The following is a 19,777-nucleotide window of genomic DNA, read 5'->3' as shown; positions in this document are numbered from 1 at the left end:
CGACTAACTCCCTGCTGAGAGCCCCTCTCGAGCGCCTGATGTTCGATTCTTTCGACTAACTCCCTGCTGAGAGCCCCTCTCGAGCGCCTGATGTTCAATTCTTTCGTGCAACTACCCGCTGGGAGCCTCTCTTGAGCACCAAATATTCGATTCTTTCGAGTAACTGCCTGCTGAGAGTCCCAATCGAGCTCCAGTTAGTTGACCTAAGAGAGTAACAGAATACAAAAACCGCCAGAGCTAAGCTCTGGCGATTAATCGTGCTAAGAATTAGTTTTTGTCCAAGAAGCCGACGGCTTGGAGCAGTCGTTTCAAGGTTACCGCAGCTTCCGCTCGGGTAGCAAGGTCTTGCGGCGCGAAGGTGTCGGCCGACTTGCCTGTCATGATGCCAGCCCTGACGACCGCTTCCACGGAAGAGCGAGCCCAATCGGCAATTTTGCCGTTGTCCCGACTGAAGCTAACCGCGGAACCGGAGTTCGCCGCTTGCGCTTGAGCGACTTGCATCGCTTGAGCCAGCATGACGGCCATCTCCGCGCGCGTCACTTCTTTCTCCGGATGGAACGTTCCGTCGGTCATTCCGCGGATAATTCCATACCGTGCTGCAGTTTCCACGTAAGAAGCGTACCATGCGGTCGATTTTACGTCGGTGAAGGCCGTCTTCGCTCCGCTAGTCGTATCAAGTCCCAGTGCTCTGACGACTAACGTCGCGAATTCGGCTCTGCTTATATTTCGATTGGGCGCGAACGCGTTCGCGGATACTCCGCTCACAATTCGTTTGTTCGCCAGCAACGTGATGTCGTCGCTCGCCCAGTGCTTCGCGATATCTCCGAACGAATAATCGGATACAGCAACCGCGTAAATACTGTTCGTCGCGCTCTTCACGGTAACGACCGTATGGCCGTCCACCTTCGAGAACAATGCCGGTACCGTACGGAATCGGCCGGTAGCCGGATCGTAAACGACAACGGAAGAGCGCAAGCCGTCGATCGCCTCGTCAACGATAAACGATCTCGTAATGAAATGTTTGCCGAATTGATGAATCGGAATGGACGTGCCTCCCGACTCCAGCGCAAGCTCGAACGTTACAGGTTGACCTGAAATGCGGAAACCTGATGCCGTCGCTTTCTCTTTGATGTCCGATGCCACGGCATCCGTTACGGAGATCAGCTTAACGGTCAGAGTTGCATCCGCCGCCAATCCTTGCCCGTAACCCGCCTCTTGGAGAATATCCATAATGTTCGCCGGAAGCGAATAAGACAGCTTACCGGATTTTATCACGATTACGGCATTCGGCTGAGCGGCGCCAGCGGCTTTCAAAGCTTCCAATGTAAACTTCGCTTCTACGTCGCCTTTTGTTGCATCGAGATCGATAATAATCACTTGCTTGCCCGCGGCGATCGCTTCCTTCAGGGAAGCATCGCGATTTGAAGGTTCGACGGATGCACCGCCCTCCACGCTATCGCCGCTGCTACCAGGAGAAACTGATGCTGGGCGAAGCTCGAACGCAGATCCCATAGCGTTAAAGAGCGGCCCTACTTTCGTGTTCCGAACGATTAAATTGTCCACCTCTACCGATCCGGTAACGCTGTTGTTGACATGAACGCCCCATGTACCGGTACCGTCAATAACGTAATTGTGGATTTTCACCTTATGATTCGTATTGCCTATCGCGTAAGGCCCGTTAATGTACAGCCCTTGATACGTGCTGTCCAGCGCCGTAATATCACGGATCTGAATGTCCGCGTCGATCGGCTTATCTCCCGTGAATATCCAGATCGCACCGAAATCCTGCCCCCAGTTCGGCTCGCGACCGCCCGTGCGGAGCAGCGTATTCCGTTCGATAATCGTCGTACCGTCGAAGGCGACCGGATTAAAGCGAGTCGATATCGCGATGCCCGCTCCGAATCCGACCGTATCGGAAATCAAGTTATCTTGAACCTTGTTATTCCGACCGCCGAAAATAGCAATGTTATCCGCTAACCACGGCAATTGAATCGTATTGAATCTAACCGTATTCCCGCTCGTGCGGCTGTCGTTGTCCGATACGCCATCCGGCTTCTGCGACCATAGAGCGATACTGTCGTCTCCGGAGTTGCGGATGTGCGTCTGCTCGATCATCGAGTTTTTGGTGCCCGTCGAAAAATTGATTCCGTCCGCGTACGTGTCGCGAATGCGGACCCCGCCGACATATAGACCGTCCGTCGAAACGCCTTCATCGCTGCGCATCGACCAGATACCCGCCTTCGCGTGCTCGATCCAGACGTTTTGGATGATGGAACCCGTGCCGAACGTTCCGTCGAACGCCGCTTCGCGAAGCTCGTCATGCCTTGCCGTAACGCCGACGTCCATGTAGAGATCAAATACGCGTGTGTTGCTGCCTTTTACGAGGAATCCTGCTCCGTGCAACTCCGTGCGCCACATCCCTGCTCCACGGATCGTAACGTTGTCGATTGACAATGGCGTGCTTAAGTTGAATTTCCCTGCCGGAATCCACACGCCTGCAGCACCTTGTTGTTTCGCCGCGGCAATCGCTGCGTTAAAAGCAACGGTATCATCGGAATCGTCGTTCGCGGTCGCGCCGAAAGCTTGATCCGTAACCGACAAGTATCCGGCCGGCATTTCGTATGCATCCGGAGCTTGTTCAAGCTCCACGAGATCTACGACGTAGTAGCTCGCCGTATCGTCGCTATCCTTCTGCAACCGAACCGTCGCACCAGCCGGAACGTCGCCGATCAGTAAACGAGATTCGTCGAAGAATCGGTGGGCATCGCCGTCCAAGGGATTGTTGCTCCACGGATATTTGCCATAAACCCAGCTGTATTTGCTCGACAAATTGATTTTACCGCGGCTCACGCCATTGACGTACAACGAAAGCGTCTCGTCTTTTCCTTTCCCATCGGAAGAATCCGGAATGCTGTACCGAACGACGAGCGCATTCGCTTGCTTCGTCGTCTTAAACGCGACGTATTGTCCCGTCGCATCCAACCGTACCGCTTCCCGCCCGGAAGCTTCTGAAGAGAACGTCTTGAAAGTTCTGTCGTCCGCGAGCTTCGTGCCGTTTGTTGCTCCGTGCTCCGCTTCGTATGTCGTAAACGGAACAGTCGCACCGCGATAAACTTTGCTTACCGAGCTGCGAACGACGATCGCGTCGATACCGACCTGGCCCGAGTCGCCGCTATCGTATTGCAAGCCAATCGTATTCATGCCTGCCCGGAGCGAAAGGGATACTTCCAGCTCGGAGCGTCCGCTTTCCGTCGCAGAAAACCCTAAAGCGCCCGACTGTTTTACACCGTTTACATAGAGACTTAGCGTCTTCGTTTTACCCGTCGCGTTACGATATCGGATGATCGTATCATAAGCATTCGCGTTGTCGGCGTTCACGGAGAACAGCAACGAAGCATGCTCCGCGGCGAATCCCGTTGCGTAACCGCTGTTTGCCGATACGCCACCGGTCATGAATGTCTGTTTCGCCTCGTAGACCACGTCTCCTTGCACGGCTTTTAATAACCAGTGCGCCTCATCGTCCGATGACGCTACCGTAGATGAAACGGATGCTCCTGCTCCGCCTATAATGAGATACCCAGCTGCGACTGAAGCATTGCCCAGCAGTTGATAACCCGCATAGTCCTCGACTTTCCACTGGGCTTGAAGCGCTGCGCCGTCTGAGGATACCGTCGCTTTTCCACTACCGTCCAAGATTAGCAGCTTCCCGGTTAAGCGGTTGACAAACCTCTTGCGGCCATTATAGTCCTGCGGTAGCCATTGGGAGGATGTTTCGTTGGCACTTGAAGGAGCTTCCAGCACTACATTGTTGGCTCGCTCCACCAGCACTTTACCCGAAGAAGGATCCGTGATGCGTACGTAATTGTTCTCGGGCAATGCCGGAGTAACCGAGTTTACAGGTCCGTTATCCGTCGGAACGGTGATCGCTTCCTCCTGTGCCGATTCGAACTGCCATTGCACGCCTCGGCTCTCGATGGAGCGCAGCTCGTATTGCGCGTAGCCTTGCGAATCTTCCGTATGGATATAGTTATCTTCGTAGCCGGTCGCTTCGCTGCGAATCAAATAAGTGCCCGCTTCGGCCCCTTTCTCGATCGTCCATTGCGCTCTCGTATTAGTCGCGGAAGGAGTCGTAGTCGTCTCTAGATAGCTCTTCAGATGCTCGATCGAGATGAAGTTGCCAGTCGCCCGGTTCACGATCCGCTGCTTCCCGTTCTCGGTCGCGATCTGCCAATGCGATGCCGCGTTATTCGCTGCAGGCGTTCCGTAGAGCACGACATGGTTGCCGTTCTCATACAAGAATTGGCCTGAGGCTTTGTTCTTGATGCGAATGTAACCTGTCGGGAGTTCTACCGGAGGTGCTGGCATGGCTTCCAAAATCCATTGGGCGGTTCCCCAATCGGCAGGAATGTTGCTTGCTTGAGCGTATCCCTTACCGTCTTCAACGTGAATGACCGCAGCCTGGGTATCCCCGGTATTGTTTTTCCAGTTGTTATTCCAATTGTTGCTGAACACTTTCTTGTTCGTGCCTTCAACGTCCGTTACCGTCCATTGCACGCTCCCCCAGGTCGGGTCAATGTCCAAAGCTTGCAACGGATCCAGATGAGGGTCATCCGCATGCGCCGGATTATTGATATTCTGGTTCGAGATGAAATGACCTGTCGAGCGATTGGCGAGGCGCATTCCTTGCTCGCCTTGCTGGAGCGACCATACGTAGGAGTCATCGTCCGCAACCGACGGTCCGTACTTGACGATGCCGTTCGCATCTTCATACAAATACGCATTCTCCCGATAGCCATTCAATAGTCGGAAATACGCGGGGATTGGAGCCGTGTCTGCCACCGTAACGAACTCCCATTTCGGACTTCCCCAGTCTTTCGGAACGACGTTGTATTGCGCGTATTTCAATTTATTTTCCACGCTAACATACTTGCCGCTCGTATCGCCTGATTTGCTGATCAGCTTATAGCCTTGATACGTTTCGATCTGCCAATCGCCGGAGGTGGAGGCGTCCGCGAGAGCGCCAGCCTTAAGCGCATCCCTCTCTCCCTGTACGCCTTCGTCGTTCAGGTAATGGCCCGTCGCGCGGTTTTTGATCCTCTTAACGCCGTCGACGTCTTCCACCAGCCACTGCGCATACTGATCGGACGACAGAGCGTTGCCGTAACGAACGGTTCCGTTATCGTCCTCGTAGAGATAAAGCTGAAGCCAGTTATTTTTGATCCTGATGTAAGGAATGACCGGAACTTTCGGAGGAGCAGGATCTTCGAGCTGCCACTGCGCGCTGCCCCAAGTCGCTTGCGCCCAATTGTTCCCTTGAGCATAGCCATCTTGATTCTGCACGTTGATGAAGCTTCCCGCATCGACCGAACTTCTTAGCGTTATGTATCCTTCGATTTCCGCTCCCTGTCCCGTTTTGGCGTTCTCTTGCTTCCAGACGGCATTCGTATCCGGTGTCTGAATCGTCGACAGCGGCGTCGCCCCGCTGTAGTCCGTGCTCGTCACGAAATTGCCTGTTGCGAGATTACGAATGAGCATTCCTTGCGCCGTGTCCACCAAGATCCATTGGGAGCTTTTATCCGTATAAACAGGATCTCCGTATTTCACCTGGCCGTTGTCCTCGTAAAGATAAGTGCCCTTCCACTGATTCTTAATTCTTTTTGGCATCGAATCGGCAGCAGGCTCCAGGCTCCAGACCGCGCTGCCCCAGTTCTTCTGCGCCCAGCCGTTTGCCCGGACGATTCCGTCCGGTCCGTTACCCGTCCCTTGGATATTAACGACCCAAGCGGTGTCGCGGGAACTGACGATATTCACGCCGTCGGCCGAGACTTCGATCGACCATAGATCTGAGGTCCAATCGCTACCGATAGCCGAGATGCCGATCGGGTGAGTAATCGTTTCCTCCGTAATGTCCTGCGAGTTCAAGTAATGGCCGGTAGCCCTATTACGGAACGTCTTGTATCCGCCTTTATCTTCTACGAACCATTGCGAAGCCATATCGTTCAGCGCAGCCTCTCCATACTTCACCTCGCCTGTCTCTTCGTACAAATAACCGCCGTTCCATGGGTTCACGATTCTGACAGGGTCAATGTCCTCTGCCGCTTCGAACATCCATGTCGCGCTTCCCCAGTCCTTCTGCGCCCAACCGTTGCCTTGGGCGTAACCGTTTTGAATCTGGAAGTTGACGATCCATGTATTGTTCCGCGTGCTTATGATGTTTAGTTCTCCGGGTTTACCTGGTGCTCCAGACACATCCCAAGTATCCGAACCCGCAGCCGGATCCGCAGAACTCTCTAACGCTTGAGTGATCAACGCATCCGTCACGCTCTGCGAATTCAAGTAATGACCGGTTACGCGGTTCTTGAACCTTTTGTGCCCGCCGGCCACGTCCTCGATCGACCACTGGGCGCGTGGATCACTAATCGCCGGGAAGCCATATCGCACTTTCCCCTCCGAGTCTTCGAACAAGTAATAACCCTGCCAAGTATTCTTGATTCGAATGTAAGCGTCACCATTATTGCCCCCGGAAACGCCGTCCGCGCGAGCGGACAGCGGGGGGATCGCGAGAAGCAACGCAACGAAAAGCATGACGAACCTTTTCAACGAACGCATGATCCCAACCTCCTTCTATTTGGCCAAGCTAGAATTGCCATTGCCTCAGTTCTGCCTTTGGCAGCCCTGCCTAACCCTTCGTAGCTCCGTCCCCGAGACCGGAGATCAGGAACCGTTGCAGCAGAAGGAACACGACGGCGATCGGAATCGCGATCAGAATCGTTCCCGCCGCGAAAATCGTGAAGTTGTTCGCGAACTTATCGTTGATGAAGTTGTACAGGCCGACCGCCAGCGTGAACTTCTCCGGGCTGCGGATAATGATCTGCGGCGTGAGGAAGTCGAAAAACGGCGCCATGAACGTGAACAAGGCGACGACCGCGATGATCGGGGCCGCGAGCGGGATGAGAATGCGGAAAAAAATCGTCATGTAACCCGCTCCGTCCATCTTGGCCGACTCGTCCAGATCGCGCGGAATCGTGTCCAAGTAACCTTTTACAAGGAACAGGTTCATCGGCAAACCTCCGAACACGTAGATCAAAATAAGACCCGTGAACGTGTCCAGCAGATTGACGGTATTGAGCAGCAGGTAGATCGCCACCATCCCCATGAGCACCGGGAACATCTGCAGTAACAGGAACGTATAAATACTGTTTTTGCGCCCGATGAATCGAAACCTGGAAAACACGTAAGCGAGTATGGAGATGATGCTCACGGAAGCAAGCCCGTTGGCGACCGCGACGATCATCGTGTTTTTGTACCATAACAGGTAGTTGCTTCTCGGATTCGTGAACAACCATTGATAATGCTCCAAGGACAAATTGTCCGGAATAAGCTTAAGAGCGAATAGACTCGTGCCGGGATTAAGGGACATGCTGAACGCCCATACGAGAGGATACAAAATGACCGCGAACATGATAAGCACGATCAAATAAATGCCCGACATTTCCAGAGCGTTTTTCATGGAACGATTCATCTTAGTACATGCCCTCCTCTCTGAAGGACCGGGTCCTGCGGAATTGATACAAAGCGAACGCGGCTACGACGATACCCATGATGATGGATACGGCGGCGGCCATTTTGTAGTTGTTTTCTTTGAACGTCAGGCTGTACACCCAGGAGATGAGAATATCCGTGGCGCCCGAGTTCTGGCCCGATACCGGAGGACCGCCCTTGTTGAACAGGTAAATGATATTGAAATTATTGAAGTTATAAGAGTACTGCATGATAAGTAGAGGAGCCGTTGCATAGAGCACGTGCGGCATCGTGATGTAACGAAATTTCTTCCACCGGGTACCCCCGTCCACGTCCGCCGCCTCGTACCAGTCCTTCGAGATGCTTTGCAATACGCCGGTAATGAGGGTGAATACGTAAGGGAAACCTAGCCAGATTTGGATCATGATAATCGCGATGCGTGCCCAAGTCGGGTCGGACAGCCAAGGAATCGATAAACCGAAGTGGGAAAAAATGTCCCGATTAATCGCGCCGAAAGTATCGTTGAACATTGCCGTGAACACGAGCACGGTCATGAATGAAGGAACCGCCCATGGCAAAATGAGAACGGTACGGATAATGCGCTTAAACTTCACGCGGCTATCGTTGACCAAGACGGCCAGGAAAAAAGCGAGCGATATTTGCAAAGTCGTCGCGACCAGCGTCCAAACGACCGTCCATGCGACGACGGCAAGCAAGCTTTTGCTCCATACCGACTCCGTGAACAGCGCCTTGAAGTTAGCGAATCCGACCCAATCCAGCAAATGCGCGGGCGGGGAATTGTAAAGGTTATAGTTGGTGAAGGCGAGCGACACCATGAACAGCAACGGGAAAATGACGATCAGCGCCATCATGATGAAGTTCGGAACGACGACGAAATACGGGAAGCCATGCTCCCAGCTATCATGGAACGCTTGGCGCATCGAAGGCGTGCGAACGCCCTGCTGCCGCTTCGTCGCGTCTTTGTGCGCGTCTTTTAGGTTAAGGAAGTACAGGCCGAAGAACATAATGCCTACGATCAGAGATAGAAGTCCTTGCACGAGCAAACCGCGTGAATCTTCCGTCTCCGGATCGCTTCCAAGCGTGAATAATCCCTCGATGCCGTGAATAAGAGGAAACGTTAAAGCGATAATGAGGCTTAATCCGAGAATAAGAAAAATAATTCCCTTGATCCATCTTCTGTTGTACAGCTGCCCAAGCCCGGGAATCAGGGAAAGGAGCGTGGCCAAGACGGGGTTATGATTGTTGCCGTCGGGACGACCGCCGATCTGGGTTTGTTCGCCGGTAGCTTTCTTGAGGTTCATCTTCGGGTTCACCTTCCGTGGCTCCGCGGGTAAAGGAAAAGGGACCCGAGAGCCCCTTTTCCTCGCCTGCGGCTGCAGTTTCTTATTTCGCGCCGGCCATTTTCATTTTGTCGTCGACCAATTTAACCGCATCGTCAAGGGAAGCCTGCGCATCCTTGCCTTCGGTGATGAACTTAAGCGCGTTTGCCATCGGCTCCCAGACGTGGTCTAGCTCGGGTACCGTCGGGAACGGCATTCCGTATTGGATTTGGCCGGAGAAACCGGATACTAACGGATCGTTCGTCAGAACCGGGTTGTTCAGGACGTTCTTAACCGGCGGTACTTCGCCCGTTTGTTTGAAGTATTCCAGCGCGTTTTCTTCGTTCGTCAGGAACGCCGCGAAATCGGTTGCCCACTCCGGGTTCTTGGAAAACTTGGACAACATCCAACCTTTGACTCCGATGAAGGACGTCGGGTGTGCGCCGCCTTCGAGTGTAGGGAGCGGAGCAACCGCGAGGTCGTCGCCGAGCGCCTTCTTGTAGTCGTTGATCGCCCACGGTCCGTTGATGACCGCGCCGACTTTGCCTTGCGTGAACAACCCGCCGACGATGTCGCCGCTAACGCCTTTAGGCAGGTAACCGTTTTTGAACCAGCTTTGAATTAGGTTGGCACCTTTTACCGTGCCTTCTTTGTTCAAGCCGATATCGTTGATATCGTAAGTGCCATTGTTGTCTTTGAAAATGTAACCGCCGCTACCGCCGAGGAAGCCCCAAGCGAAGTAGAAGTTAGCCGCTTCGAACAGGAAGCCGTACTCTTGTTTTTTGGCGTTCGTTTTTTCTTTCATGATCGTTTCGAGATCCGCGATCGTAGCCGGAGGCGTCGGTACGAGTTTCTTGTTGTAAAACAACGCGTAAGTCTCGGTTACGAGCGGAAGACCGTACAGGGTTCCGTTCTGGCTAAGAGCCGCAAGCGCTTCGGGCGTGTAAGTGTCTTTGATCGCGTCCGTCGCTTTGACTTCTTGCACGAGACCTTTCACGACCAGGGAGCCGATACCCGGTTGGTAGAACAAGTCCGGACCTTTGCCGGCAGGACCGTCAAGCGCGAGAACGTCAGGCTGATCGTTCATCGCTACCGGTTTGATGACGATTTTGATGCCGGTTTGTTCCGTGTATTTCTTCGCCGCCGCTTCGATAACCGCGACTTTGTCCTCGGCCGTGTCCGGCCAGATCGTCAGCTCGGCCGGCTTAGGCGTTTCGCTAACTGCAGGGGATGCGTCTTCGGAGGCCGGTGAGCTCGCCGATTCGGAAGCGGATGCGGAGCTAGCAGGTGCGGAGCTGGCGCCCGCGTTGCCGTTGTCGTTCTTGCCGCCGCAAGCCGTAAGCGACATCGCGACGAGTAGCATGCTAAGCGTGAGAAGCGTCTTTTTACTCTTTAACATGTTGAAACTCCCTTCTCTTTGTGGACCCGTTAGTATGTTCGACCCCGGCCGTTGCCGCGGTTCTTGAGACTAATTGTAAGAGCGGCGGGGTACCCTCAACTACCAATCCCGTGACCTGAAAGGCTAAGATTGTGACTTGTCGCCGGTGCTGCGCGCACGAAAAAAGCGCCGCGAATTCGCGACGCTTCTGTTTATAAAAGAGCTTCCGTTCAACGTTGCCGATACGAATCAGTGAGGATACGCCGCATCGAATTCGACGCCGCACGGCCCTCCGGCCGTATTGAGCTCCAGGTCGATGGCCGAACCGTCTTCCCGGTACAGCGGGCGATAGTGATTGTTGATATGCGTCGCCGAAGCGTTCGCATAGTGACAAATAAATGCCCGGCGGAAGCGATCCTTCGTCTTGTTTCGATAGGAGCCGTGAATAAGATTGCCGTTGAAGAACAGCACGTCCCCTCTGTCCATGATCGCCGGAATCGCCTTCTCATCCTTCGGAGGTTTCACGTAGTGAGTCGTGAAAGACTCGCTCGAATCCGCGACGTCCGGACAGACGAGCTCGTAATCGCTCGTATTCGGGACCACCAATAGCCCCCCGTTCTCCTCGTCCGCCGCGTCGACCGCCGTCCAGGCGGCGATGCAGTTGCCCGGCTCGACCTGCAGATAGAAATTATCTTGGTGCAGCGCTTGCCCGCGCGACCCAGGCGGCTTGTAATAGAACATGCTTTGCGCGGCTAACGCTTCTTCTCCATACAGATCCACAAGCGCGTCCAGAACCGGCTTGTGAAGCATATAACGCTTGGCGGTCTCGTTAAATCGGTGAGGATGCATGACGCGGGGATATCGCTTCAGCGGGTCCCCGCCCTCTTCGCGAAGATCCGGTTCGAAATAACCGGGAATCGTCAGATGGCTAATTTCCTCGAAAGTCGTATCGATCTCGCGGAGGTTCTCCTCCGAGAACAAGCCTTTTACGATTAAATAACCTTCCTTCGCGAAACAAGCCAATTGCTCCTGCGTCAATGTCTTCAATGCTGCTCCCATGTCTCTCGCCCCGCTTCATCTTCGTCTTATTCCTTGACATAAGATTAGACCTTTACGTATGTTTGTTGAAGTAAGATTACTGCTGTAAACTATCGGGATTCTGCTATTCTCCATTCTGATCGGAGGTGCCCCATGCCGGAATACAATCGTCCCGCCGAATATAACGATACATCCGACGATGCCATAATCGGCGGTCATTTCGATGAAGACGACACCTATACCGCTCGCAGACCAAGCGGTATGAATGATTCATTAATCGTATTTACGCTAAGCGGGGAAGGATACTTCCGAACGCCCGCCGGGGAAAAGAGCTGTGGCGCCGGACAGCTCGTCTTGCTTCGCTCCGGAGTTCCCCACGAATACGGAACGGTCGCGGGAACGCGTTGGAACTTCGTCTGGGCACACTTCCAGAAACTACCCGAAACCGACTACCTCCCCCCCGAGGAGGTATTCGTGCACGACTTGCCGGAAGGGCATCTTCGGAATAGGGTATATCGCGCCTTCCAGAACCTGTTGCAAGATTCCCGCGATCGTTCCGGCTTCCGGCATGCGCTGTGCGAGAATTCCATTAGGGAAATCTTGTTGCTCGTAGCGCAGAGGACGAGCCATAAGCAAGACTCGCGAATCGAACACGCGCTACAGCTTCTTTCCCGATCCATGCACGAGGAACTGCGCATCCACGATCTTGCCAGATCGGTAGGTTTATCCCCCTCCCGGTTATCCCATCTGTTCAGAGAAGAAACCGGCGAGTCGATCGTAGAGTACTTGAATCACATGAGGCTCCGGCAAGCCGCCCTCCTCATGGAACACATGGGGAGAACCGCTACCGAAGCCTCGTTCGATGTCGGATTCAACAACTATAATCATTTTGCGGCTTTATTCCGCAGAGTCTATGGCGTAAGCCCGCGTAATTACGCAAAGGCGCTTCGGTCGCCTACCGGCGGTTCACCATAGGCTGCCCCCAGGAGACGGGCAGCTCGACTTCTCCAGCTTGGCTTTGATGTCCATCAGGCATCCGCACCAACGGCAAGTCGTGCCGAACTGGAAAGCCTCGCACTTGCGGCATTGCGCCATTCTACGTTCGTATTCGGACTCCGTCGCGAGCTTCACCTCTTTTACCCGAACGGTATCCCCGAACAGCTTGACGATTTCCTCCGGCGAGAGCCGCACGCTCGCGGAACAACCCTTGCAATTCGTTTCATGAGCTTCTCCGGATATCGCGGCCATCCTTAACGCACCGCAAGAACAACGACCGACTTAGCCGGGAGCTTAGCGATAAGCGTACCGCCTTCCACGCGGAATTCCTCGAATGCCGCCGGCACTACGACTTCCGGTTCGTCGAACGTATTGTGGGCGTTCATCTCCTGGGAGGTCAGCAAGGTTCCCGTCACTTGCTCCGCTTGCCTGCCTCGAATGTCGATGCGGATTTCCTCGCTAGCGGACGGATGCAGGTTGCATAAGGAAATATGCAGGACATTGTCCTCGTTAACGGAGGCGGAAGCGCTAATCTGCTCCAGCTTTTCTCCTTCGGATTCGTATAAAGGCGAGCTCAGGGTACTATCCACGAACAATGCGTCTTGATGAACGTTGTACATTTTCATGACGTGATACGTCGGCGTAACGACCATGCGGCCGCCTTCCGTTAATAAAACCGCCTGCAGCACGTTGACGATCTGAGCGATATTGGCCATCTTTACCCGGTCGTTATGCTTGTGGAAAATGTTCAGGTTAATGCCTGCGACGAGCGCGTCCCTAAGGGTGTTCTGCTGGTAAAGGAAGCCTGGATTCGTTCCCGGCTCGACGTTATACCAAGTGCCCCACTCGTCCACGATTAGCGCAACCCTTTTCTCCGGATCGTACTTCGACATAATCGTCGAATGCTTCTCGATGATCGTATCCATCTCCGCAGTCTGCTGCAGCGTTTTAAACCACATTCTCTCGTCGAATTCCGTTGAAGAACCTTTATCCGCCCAGTTGCTCGTAGGCAGCGTGTAATGGTGAAGGCTTATGCCGTCCATGAAGCGCGCGGCCATTTTCATGACCGTGTCCGTCCATTCGTATTCGTATGAACCCGCTCCGCAAGCGATCTTGAAGATCCGGTTGTCGCCGTAATCGCGCACGTACGCGGAATATTGCCGATACAGATCGGAGTAAAACTCAGGACGCATGTTGCCCCCGCACCCCCAGCTTTCATTGCCGACTCCGAAATACTTCAGGCTCCACGGCTGCTCTCTTCCGTTTTCCCTGCGTAAGTCCGCCATCGGCGATTCTCCGTCGAACGTGATGTATTCGACCCACTCCGCCATCTCGCGTACCGTACCGCTTCCAACGTTACCCGAAATATAAGGTTCGGTGCCGATCAATTCGCAGAAACGCAGAAATTCATGAGTACCGAAATGATTGTTTTCTACCACCCCGCCCCAATGGATGTTCACCATCCGTTTGCGGTTTTCCTTAGGTCCGATTCCGTCCTTCCAATTGTACGCGTCCGCGAAACAACCGCCCGGCCAACGCAAGACAGGGACTTTCAGCTCGCGCAGCGCCTCGATGACGTCAAGCCTCATGCCTTCGATATTCGGAATGGGAGAATCTTCTCCTACCCAAATCCCTTCATATACGCACCGACCTAGATGCTCGGCGAAATGCCCGTAAATGTTGCGATCGATTTTTCCTTTCGTAACGTCCGCGTTCACGATTAGCTGCGCCATTATGCGATTCCCCTTTGATTGAATAATGAATTAATAAATACATTAATTGATTAACTATAATACGAATGTCACAAGCCGACTATATCACGATAACGGGACAAAATAAACTCCCTTTTTTAGATAGGCGACCATAAAAAAAGAAACCACTCTTCGAAAAAATGGAAGTCTGGCCGCCATTTCAACGAATATCGTGGTTTCTTAGTTTCCTTCTTATCGTAAAAGTTGTTTGTTTATACCCGAAATAGTCCGTATCCATGCAGCGGGACGATCGGCTCGCGATCTACGGCCAGCCCTTCGGCGACTCCGTTCAGGGCAACGTCCACGAGCCATTTCGTGAACGGGGCCACGTTCATCTCCCGCATCTCTTCCAGGCGATAAAATCCGGCCGCATCTACTTCCACATTATCCGGAGTCGGTTCCCCGCTCATGTAGTCCATCGAGAAAGCGACGTATACGTTATGTACGCCTCGCGGCTGGTCCCTAAGCGCAACGACGCTGCGAACCCGTGCTTCCACGCCGCACTCCTCGAGAACTTCCCTTCGCACCGTCTCTTCGATCGGCTCCAACTGCTCGATATAACCTCCGGGATTCGTCCAATACCCTTTTCCCGGCTCTTGCGCCCGGCGAACGAGCAACACTCGTTCGTCTTTCATGACGAGCGCCCCGACGCCGATGCTATAATTTCCCCAATGAACGAAAGTGCATTTCGTGCATGCTCTTCTTATCGTTCCGTCGACGTCCCGGTTTTCCATCCCCGCGCCGCAAGACGAACAAAAGTTAATTTCCACCGCTGCCACCTGCTCCGATTGCCAAGTTGTCTACCTTTCTCATTTATACGCTTAATAGAACAAACAAGCAATATGAGAGATATTGGCGAGCGACCAACTGTCCATTAACGGCAATAAATGCCACTACTCCACTGATGGACCTGGGAAGGGGAATTGTGACCCTTTAAGATTCTGTCAGAACACTAACTAGCTCGTAGTTGCTTAATTCGTCGATTTAAGATTCTATCAGACCACTAAATAGCTCGCTATTGCTTGATTCGAGGAATTAAGGTTCTGCCAGACCATTAACTAGCTCGCAGCTGCTTGATTCGCCGAAATAAGGATCTGCCAGACCACTAACTACCTCGCAGCTGCTTGATTCGTCGAATTAAGATTCTGTCAGACCACTAACTAGCTCGCAGCTGTAAGAGCCCGAATATAAGGATAGCGGAACACACTTCCTTCCTTTTTTACGCTACCGCCATAGAATAACGGCCATTCTTGCCGCTATTCCGCAACGCTTCAAGGTAGGGGGTAGTACGGGTGACGCCTCCTAATTAACAATTCGTCTACGAATCCACTAAGTTAGACGCCTTGGCCACGACCGGCAGCTCGACCGATGCCTCGTATCGATCGCCCCAATATAAAGTTTGAACGGCCGTTCGTATTTCTCCTTGTTCCGCCCAATTGCCGGCTAGGTTGGGATGAACATGGTACGCGGGGAAATTCGAAGAAGAAACGTCCAGCCTAATCCGGGAACCGCTCCCCAGCCGCCATGCGATCGGCCATAGCTCGATATCGATTCGCTCGATCTTCCCGGGTTCATAAGCGATAGCCGTCGATGAACCGTTACGATAAGCTAGACTCGTAATCCCGTCCGCGATATTATAGGCTTCGCCGCTGGGATGTACTTCGCTGATCTTGACGGTAAAGGCGGTATCTTCCGCCGTCGAGCTGACGAACAAGACAACCGAGATCCGCCCCGCGATTGACAAGTTACGCGCAAGCGGCTCGGATAAGAACGTAACGACGTCCGCCCGATACCCGGGCTCCGGCTGCAGCACGCTGGCCGCCTTTGGCAAATAGGGAGAGTCGCCGTATACGGACAGCAAGCCGCTACCGCCCGCGGTCTCTACGGGATCCGCCGGATCATAAGGAAACGAAATCGACCATTCGCGTTTCTCGCGAGTCGGATCTAGGCCGCCTTCCGCGTTCAAAAAACACGAAACCGTTTCATGTCGCGGAGGCCATTCGCTCCATGTCGTCCATTGACCCGAACCGATCGTATACGCATGAACAACCCCCAGCTTGTCGGGGTAAGGCTTTCCCTTAAGCGTATAATCGAACCACTCCAACACCGCCCTCGTCCCTCCGTTTGGACCCTCGACTTCGCCATTCGGAAAAGCAAGATCGCCGTAAGGTATAAGCGAGTGTACCCATGGCCCCACGACAAGGCGGCTCCGTTCGCGAATTTCCGGCCGAAGCTGCGCGAACGACCGGAACATCGCGTCCAGCGCGATATCGAACCATCCCGCCGCCATGCAGACGGGAACGTTCACTTTGGACGGAATCGAATGAAGCTCCTCCCACAAGCCCTCCTGCCACAACGGATCTCCCGATCCGGGATTTGCCAGAAAATCGCGATACCAGTCCAGTCGTTTGCCTAACAGCTTCTCGTCCATTTCGACTTGCGGCCTGTAACGGTAAGCTTCGGCAGCGACCTCGGCAGGATCCCTGCCTCCCCAATCTACGCCCGCGTTCGATGTCGCCCAGTTCGTATAAATATCGTGCCGGAACATGCCGTTCATATAGATGAATCCGTTCTGGTCGGTGCCCAGGACCGAAATGTACAACGTCTTGACTTCGGGAGGCAGTTCATCCGCCAGCACCCATTGGTTAAAGGAAAGGTAAGAGCCTCCGTACAACCCGATGTTGCCGTCCTGCCAGGGTTGCCCCAGAATCCAATTCAACGTATCCAGCCCGTCCGACCTTTCGTTGACGAAGGGCTCCCACTCTCCCTCGGAGGCGCCGCGCCCCCTGCACTCCTGGCAAACGACCGCATAACCGTTATGCACGAGCTTCATCAAATCGGGATCGTGAATTTCCCCGCCGTCCACGTAAGGATTGCGAAGAAAAACGACCGACCACGGCCCTTCCCCTCTCGGTAGCCAAACATGGGTTTTCAATCGAACGCCGTCTCTCATCTCGACCATGAATCCAGAAACGTTAATTTCTCCAGGCTCGTTCATGTCCGCTCACCCTTCTTCATGCTTCACGATTCACGTTCGCTTACCCTTCTTGCTCGAATAGAACAAGCAGATGCATCATTTGGTTCGCTTCAAGCTGGACTTCGAACGCCTGATTATTCCGAATGGATATTCCCGCAAGAAATTGCTCTAACACATCCGTTCTGCAGGCGGCTTCAATGCTTCTTCCAGGAAAACTCAGCGTTGCATCCGCACGCCTCTCCGTACTGTTGATCAGACGAACGATGATCCCCGCTCCGCTGTCGGACGGCTTAACGTCGAACACCCGGATTTCTTCTCCGCTCATTTGAATAAATTGTCCCGCTTCTTCTTCCTTGCACGAAATGACGGGCAGGGTAAGCACCTGCGAAACGGCGCTCGTAGCCCTCTTCATCACGTTCGCAGGATCGAAGGCCGAGAAAGTAGACAATACATAGGTGAAGGTGTTGAACCCCGGCTGTCTAGCCCGGAAATTGGTGTCCCAGTAGTTGTTCATGGGCCATGCCAGCAGCAACGGATTCGCGTTCCTTGGAACGCTATGCTGCTCCTTGCCGAAGTTGAAGTCTCCGACTTGAACGAGCGGGGCATCCGGGCACGTCAGCGTCACTCCGTGCAAGCCATCGTATACGGATACGCTTTTGTCCACCGTTAGGTAATCCCTGCACACGCCCGGCAACTGCTGCTCGTCGAACTCGACGAATTGTCCCGCGGTGTCGTAGCGGCATTGCCACTTCTCCACGTTTAACGGAATCGCGAAATAGGTTCCCTCCGGCGTCGTAATGTCTTGCTTATGGAAACTTGCCCTCATCTCGATATCGGCGCGGTAGCTAAAGAACGTAAATCTCTGTTCCAAATCGTCCACGCCCGGCGCATCGTGCCGAATGACCAACGTAGCGCTATGGGCGCTTCGCTCGACGGAGATCGCCTTTAACCCGTTATACGTCATTCTTCTGGCCTTCCAATCGTGATTCCAGACGCTGATGCCTTCGTTTCCTTTGTCTACGTCCCTAGGAAAGATCGCGCTCCGATGATTCGGATGATAGCAGGGATCGACGGTTTCCTGCACGTATTGGAACAACGTCCACGGACTAGACGGATCGAGCACTTCCCACTCTTGTTCCTTGTCGTACAAACTCTTAATCCTTCCGGTTAACGGATCGAACCTGCAGATGTGGAAAGGAGACTCTATTTTCCCTTCTTCGATAACGACTTCTCTCCGCCATGGTCCTTCTCCTTCTTCCCGCACGATTCCGGGATGGGCTTCGATCAGCGAGGACGGCTCCGCCTGCCTGAGCCCCCCGAGAGGAAACTTGCGCCAACTGAAAGGAGGAAGCTCCACCGTCCCGTAGCTCACCCGACCGTGATCGATCTCGTTGTTCATCGGCACGTTTCTCAATCGGTCGGCCGCGAGATGCCGTCCCGGCGTCGAATAGCTGGAATGAACGCGAATATCGTGCGTTACGGCAACGTTAGACGGATTCAACAGCAGGATTCCTTCGGGTTCCTCGGATTGCTGCGGATTATTCGCCAGCCTCTCTAATCGCGTGCCCAGCAGATACCCGGTTAAGCTATTCGCTTGATACGCATAGTGCGCCTTATGCATCCACTGAATGTCCACGTTCGGGTGATCCGGCTCGCAGATCGAGTTAAACACGCCCCAGGTATGCTCATCGTACAGATGAATTTGCTCCCACGCCTTCTTTTTAATGTCGGCGGCGGCAGAGTCTTCTTCGGGATCGAAGGCATCCAGCAGTTCGACCGCCTTCATCCCTTGCTTCGTTCTGCGGTTTAACTTCGTCTCCTTGGCCGCGCTACCGGAGCCGAAGTTCCAATAGTCCGTCCAATCCCCCGAATGAACGCTAAGCTCCGAATCGTACCTCTTCACTTTTTCATATAGCATTTCCGGCGTGACGAAGGAAATCTTCGGTTCCCGCCCCTCCTCGTTCCACTGCTTGATCAATCCCGCCAACTCCGAATCGGGGGGATTATTATCGTAAAGCGGCAAATTCGTAGCCGTCAAATAAGCAAAGTCAAAGGGATAATCGGGATTGGATTCGAGTTTATGCAAATATTTCGACAGTCCTTCGGCCATCAAATCCGTATTCTTGGCGTTCACGTTGCAGATTTGGCTGAAGAGCGAATAATGCTCGCCGTTAAAAGTTAACAGCTTTTTTCCGTCCGGGGCTTGCCAATGGAACGCATTCGGCCTTGTTAAGGGAAATCCGCCGAAATGGATGTTGATGCCCATGATGAAAAACTCCACTCCCGCATCCAGCAATAGCTGGCTATAAGGCCAAGGCTGTCCGTTCACGTCGTGATGTATCGCCGTCTTAATCTCGATCCCGAACCGCGAGCGCAATTGCTTGACGGGGTAGAGCATCCTCGCCATTTCCTCCGCGCTGCATAACGGCGTATTGTGCATATACGAGGCGGATAGGCTCATCTGCCCGTTATGCAAGTAGCGGGTAAATCGATCTACTTGTTCGGGGCGCGCCTCCTCAAGCCAGCTCAGAACCGGGTAACTGGATTCGCAGGTCCAGCGGAATTTGTTCTCCGGAGCCCAATTCTCCGTCTCTTCGCAAAGCCGCAAAGCTTGATCGATATAGTTTTTTTGCAATTGAAGAAGGATAGGCTGCGCATGCGTGTAACCAACATCCAGATGACTGTGATGCAATACGAGCACTTCTTTGATCTTTGGCATGGTTATCCACCTTTTCGTTATGATAAATGGCCGCGGACCTCTTTAGAAACAAGAAGG

The 19,777-nt window shown here is 53.6% G+C and carries 11 protein-coding genes; 1 reads left to right on the top strand and 10 read right to left on the bottom strand.

Features of this window, described 5'->3' with window-relative positions; translation table 11 throughout:
• Positions 1-267: 267 nt before the first annotated feature.
• The 5 genes from D7Z26_RS14825 to D7Z26_RS14805 form a co-directional block, all read right to left on the bottom strand.
• Positions 268-6,609 carry an S-layer homology domain-containing protein gene (locus D7Z26_RS14825; protein ID WP_120977755.1) on the bottom strand — a complete coding sequence of 2,114 codons (6,342 nt, stop codon included), beginning with the start codon at positions 6,607-6,609 and terminating at the stop codon, positions 268-270.
• A 70-nt stretch (positions 6,610-6,679) separates the two neighbouring features.
• Positions 6,680-7,522 (bottom strand): sugar ABC transporter permease, encoded by an 843-nt coding sequence (locus tag D7Z26_RS14820; protein ID WP_120977754.1) that lies wholly within the window; start codon positions 7,520-7,522, stop codon positions 6,680-6,682.
• Between the two features lies 1 nt (position 7,523).
• Positions 7,524-8,843 carry a sugar ABC transporter permease gene (locus D7Z26_RS14815; protein ID WP_120977978.1) on the bottom strand — a complete coding sequence of 440 codons (1,320 nt, stop codon included), beginning with the start codon at positions 8,841-8,843 and terminating at the stop codon, positions 7,524-7,526.
• 82 nt (positions 8,844-8,925) lie between these two features.
• The gene (locus D7Z26_RS14810; protein WP_120977753.1) at positions 8,926-10,260 is read right to left on the bottom strand and encodes an extracellular solute-binding protein; all 1,335 of its coding nucleotides are present in this window, start codon (positions 10,258-10,260) and stop codon (positions 8,926-8,928) included.
• 228 nt (positions 10,261-10,488) lie between these two features.
• Positions 10,489-11,298 (bottom strand): phytanoyl-CoA dioxygenase family protein, encoded by an 810-nt coding sequence (locus D7Z26_RS14805; RefSeq protein ID WP_120977752.1) that lies wholly within the window; start codon positions 11,296-11,298, stop codon positions 10,489-10,491.
• 132 nt (positions 11,299-11,430) lie between these two features.
• Between D7Z26_RS14805 and D7Z26_RS14800 the strand changes: the two genes are divergently transcribed.
• Entirely contained in the window at positions 11,431-12,252 is an 822-nt protein-coding gene (locus D7Z26_RS14800; RefSeq protein ID WP_120977751.1) for a helix-turn-helix domain-containing protein, read from the top strand.
• On the opposite strand, the gene D7Z26_RS14795 is transcribed toward D7Z26_RS14800, so the two are convergent.
• From D7Z26_RS14795 to D7Z26_RS14775, 5 genes are all read right to left on the bottom strand, one after another.
• Positions 12,244-12,525, bottom strand: a complete 282-nt coding sequence (locus D7Z26_RS14795; protein ID WP_120977750.1) for a DUF6171 family protein — start codon at positions 12,523-12,525, stop codon at positions 12,244-12,246. The genes D7Z26_RS14800 and D7Z26_RS14795 overlap by 9 nt on opposite strands.
• Before the next feature lie 2 nt (positions 12,526-12,527).
• Positions 12,528-14,006, bottom strand: coding sequence for an alpha-N-arabinofuranosidase (locus D7Z26_RS14790; RefSeq protein WP_120977749.1), 1,479 nt, complete (start codon positions 14,004-14,006; stop codon positions 12,528-12,530).
• Between the two features lie 230 nt (positions 14,007-14,236).
• Positions 14,237-14,794 carry an NUDIX hydrolase gene (locus D7Z26_RS14785; RefSeq protein ID WP_120977748.1) on the bottom strand — a complete coding sequence of 186 codons (558 nt, stop codon included), beginning with the start codon at positions 14,792-14,794 and terminating at the stop codon, positions 14,237-14,239.
• 548 nt (positions 14,795-15,342) lie between these two features.
• Complete coding sequence (locus D7Z26_RS14780; RefSeq protein WP_120977747.1) at positions 15,343-17,022, bottom strand: CocE/NonD family hydrolase; 1,680 nt, start codon at positions 17,020-17,022, stop codon at positions 15,343-15,345.
• Positions 17,023-17,062: 40 nt separating this feature from the next.
• Positions 17,063-19,720 carry a glycoside hydrolase family 38 N-terminal domain-containing protein gene (locus D7Z26_RS14775; RefSeq protein ID WP_120977746.1) on the bottom strand — a complete coding sequence of 886 codons (2,658 nt, stop codon included), beginning with the start codon at positions 19,718-19,720 and terminating at the stop codon, positions 17,063-17,065.
• Between the last annotated feature and the right edge of the window lie 57 nt (positions 19,721-19,777).

Origin of the sequence: Cohnella endophytica (genome assembly GCF_003628305.1) — a bacterium.
Classification (GTDB): domain Bacteria; phylum Bacillota; class Bacilli; order Paenibacillales; family Paenibacillaceae; genus Cohnella; species Cohnella endophytica.
The sequence above is the reverse complement of the archived record's forward strand: the minus strand, read 5'-3'. Positions and strand labels throughout refer to the sequence as shown.

Bases quoted from the DNA above. Each gene is read 5' to 3' on its own strand.
- D7Z26_RS14780 (WP_120977747.1), bottom strand. From the start codon at position 17,022: ATGAACGAGCCTGGAGAAATTAACGTTTCTGGATTCATGGTCGAGATG.
- D7Z26_RS14800 (WP_120977751.1), top strand. From the start codon at position 11,431: ATGCCGGAATACAATCGTCCCGCCGAATATAACGATACATCCGACGAT.
- D7Z26_RS14805 (WP_120977752.1), bottom strand. From the start codon at position 11,298: ATGGGAGCAGCATTGAAGACATTGACGCAGGAGCAATTGGCTTGTTTC.
- D7Z26_RS14795 (WP_120977750.1), bottom strand. From the start codon at position 12,525: ATGGCCGCGATATCCGGAGAAGCTCATGAAACGAATTGCAAGGGTTGT.
- D7Z26_RS14820 (WP_120977754.1), bottom strand. From the start codon at position 7,522: ATGAATCGTTCCATGAAAAACGCTCTGGAAATGTCGGGCATTTATTTG.
- D7Z26_RS14775 (WP_120977746.1), bottom strand. From the start codon at position 19,720: ATGCCAAAGATCAAAGAAGTGCTCGTATTGCATCACAGTCATCTGGAT.
- D7Z26_RS14790 (WP_120977749.1), bottom strand. From the start codon at position 14,006: ATGGCGCAGCTAATCGTGAACGCGGACGTTACGAAAGGAAAAATCGAT.
- D7Z26_RS14825 (WP_120977755.1), bottom strand. From the start codon at position 6,609: ATGCGTTCGTTGAAAAGGTTCGTCATGCTTTTCGTTGCGTTGCTTCTC.
- D7Z26_RS14815 (WP_120977978.1), bottom strand. From the start codon at position 8,843: ATGAACCTCAAGAAAGCTACCGGCGAACAAACCCAGATCGGCGGTCGT.
- D7Z26_RS14810 (WP_120977753.1), bottom strand. From the start codon at position 10,260: ATGTTAAAGAGTAAAAAGACGCTTCTCACGCTTAGCATGCTACTCGTC.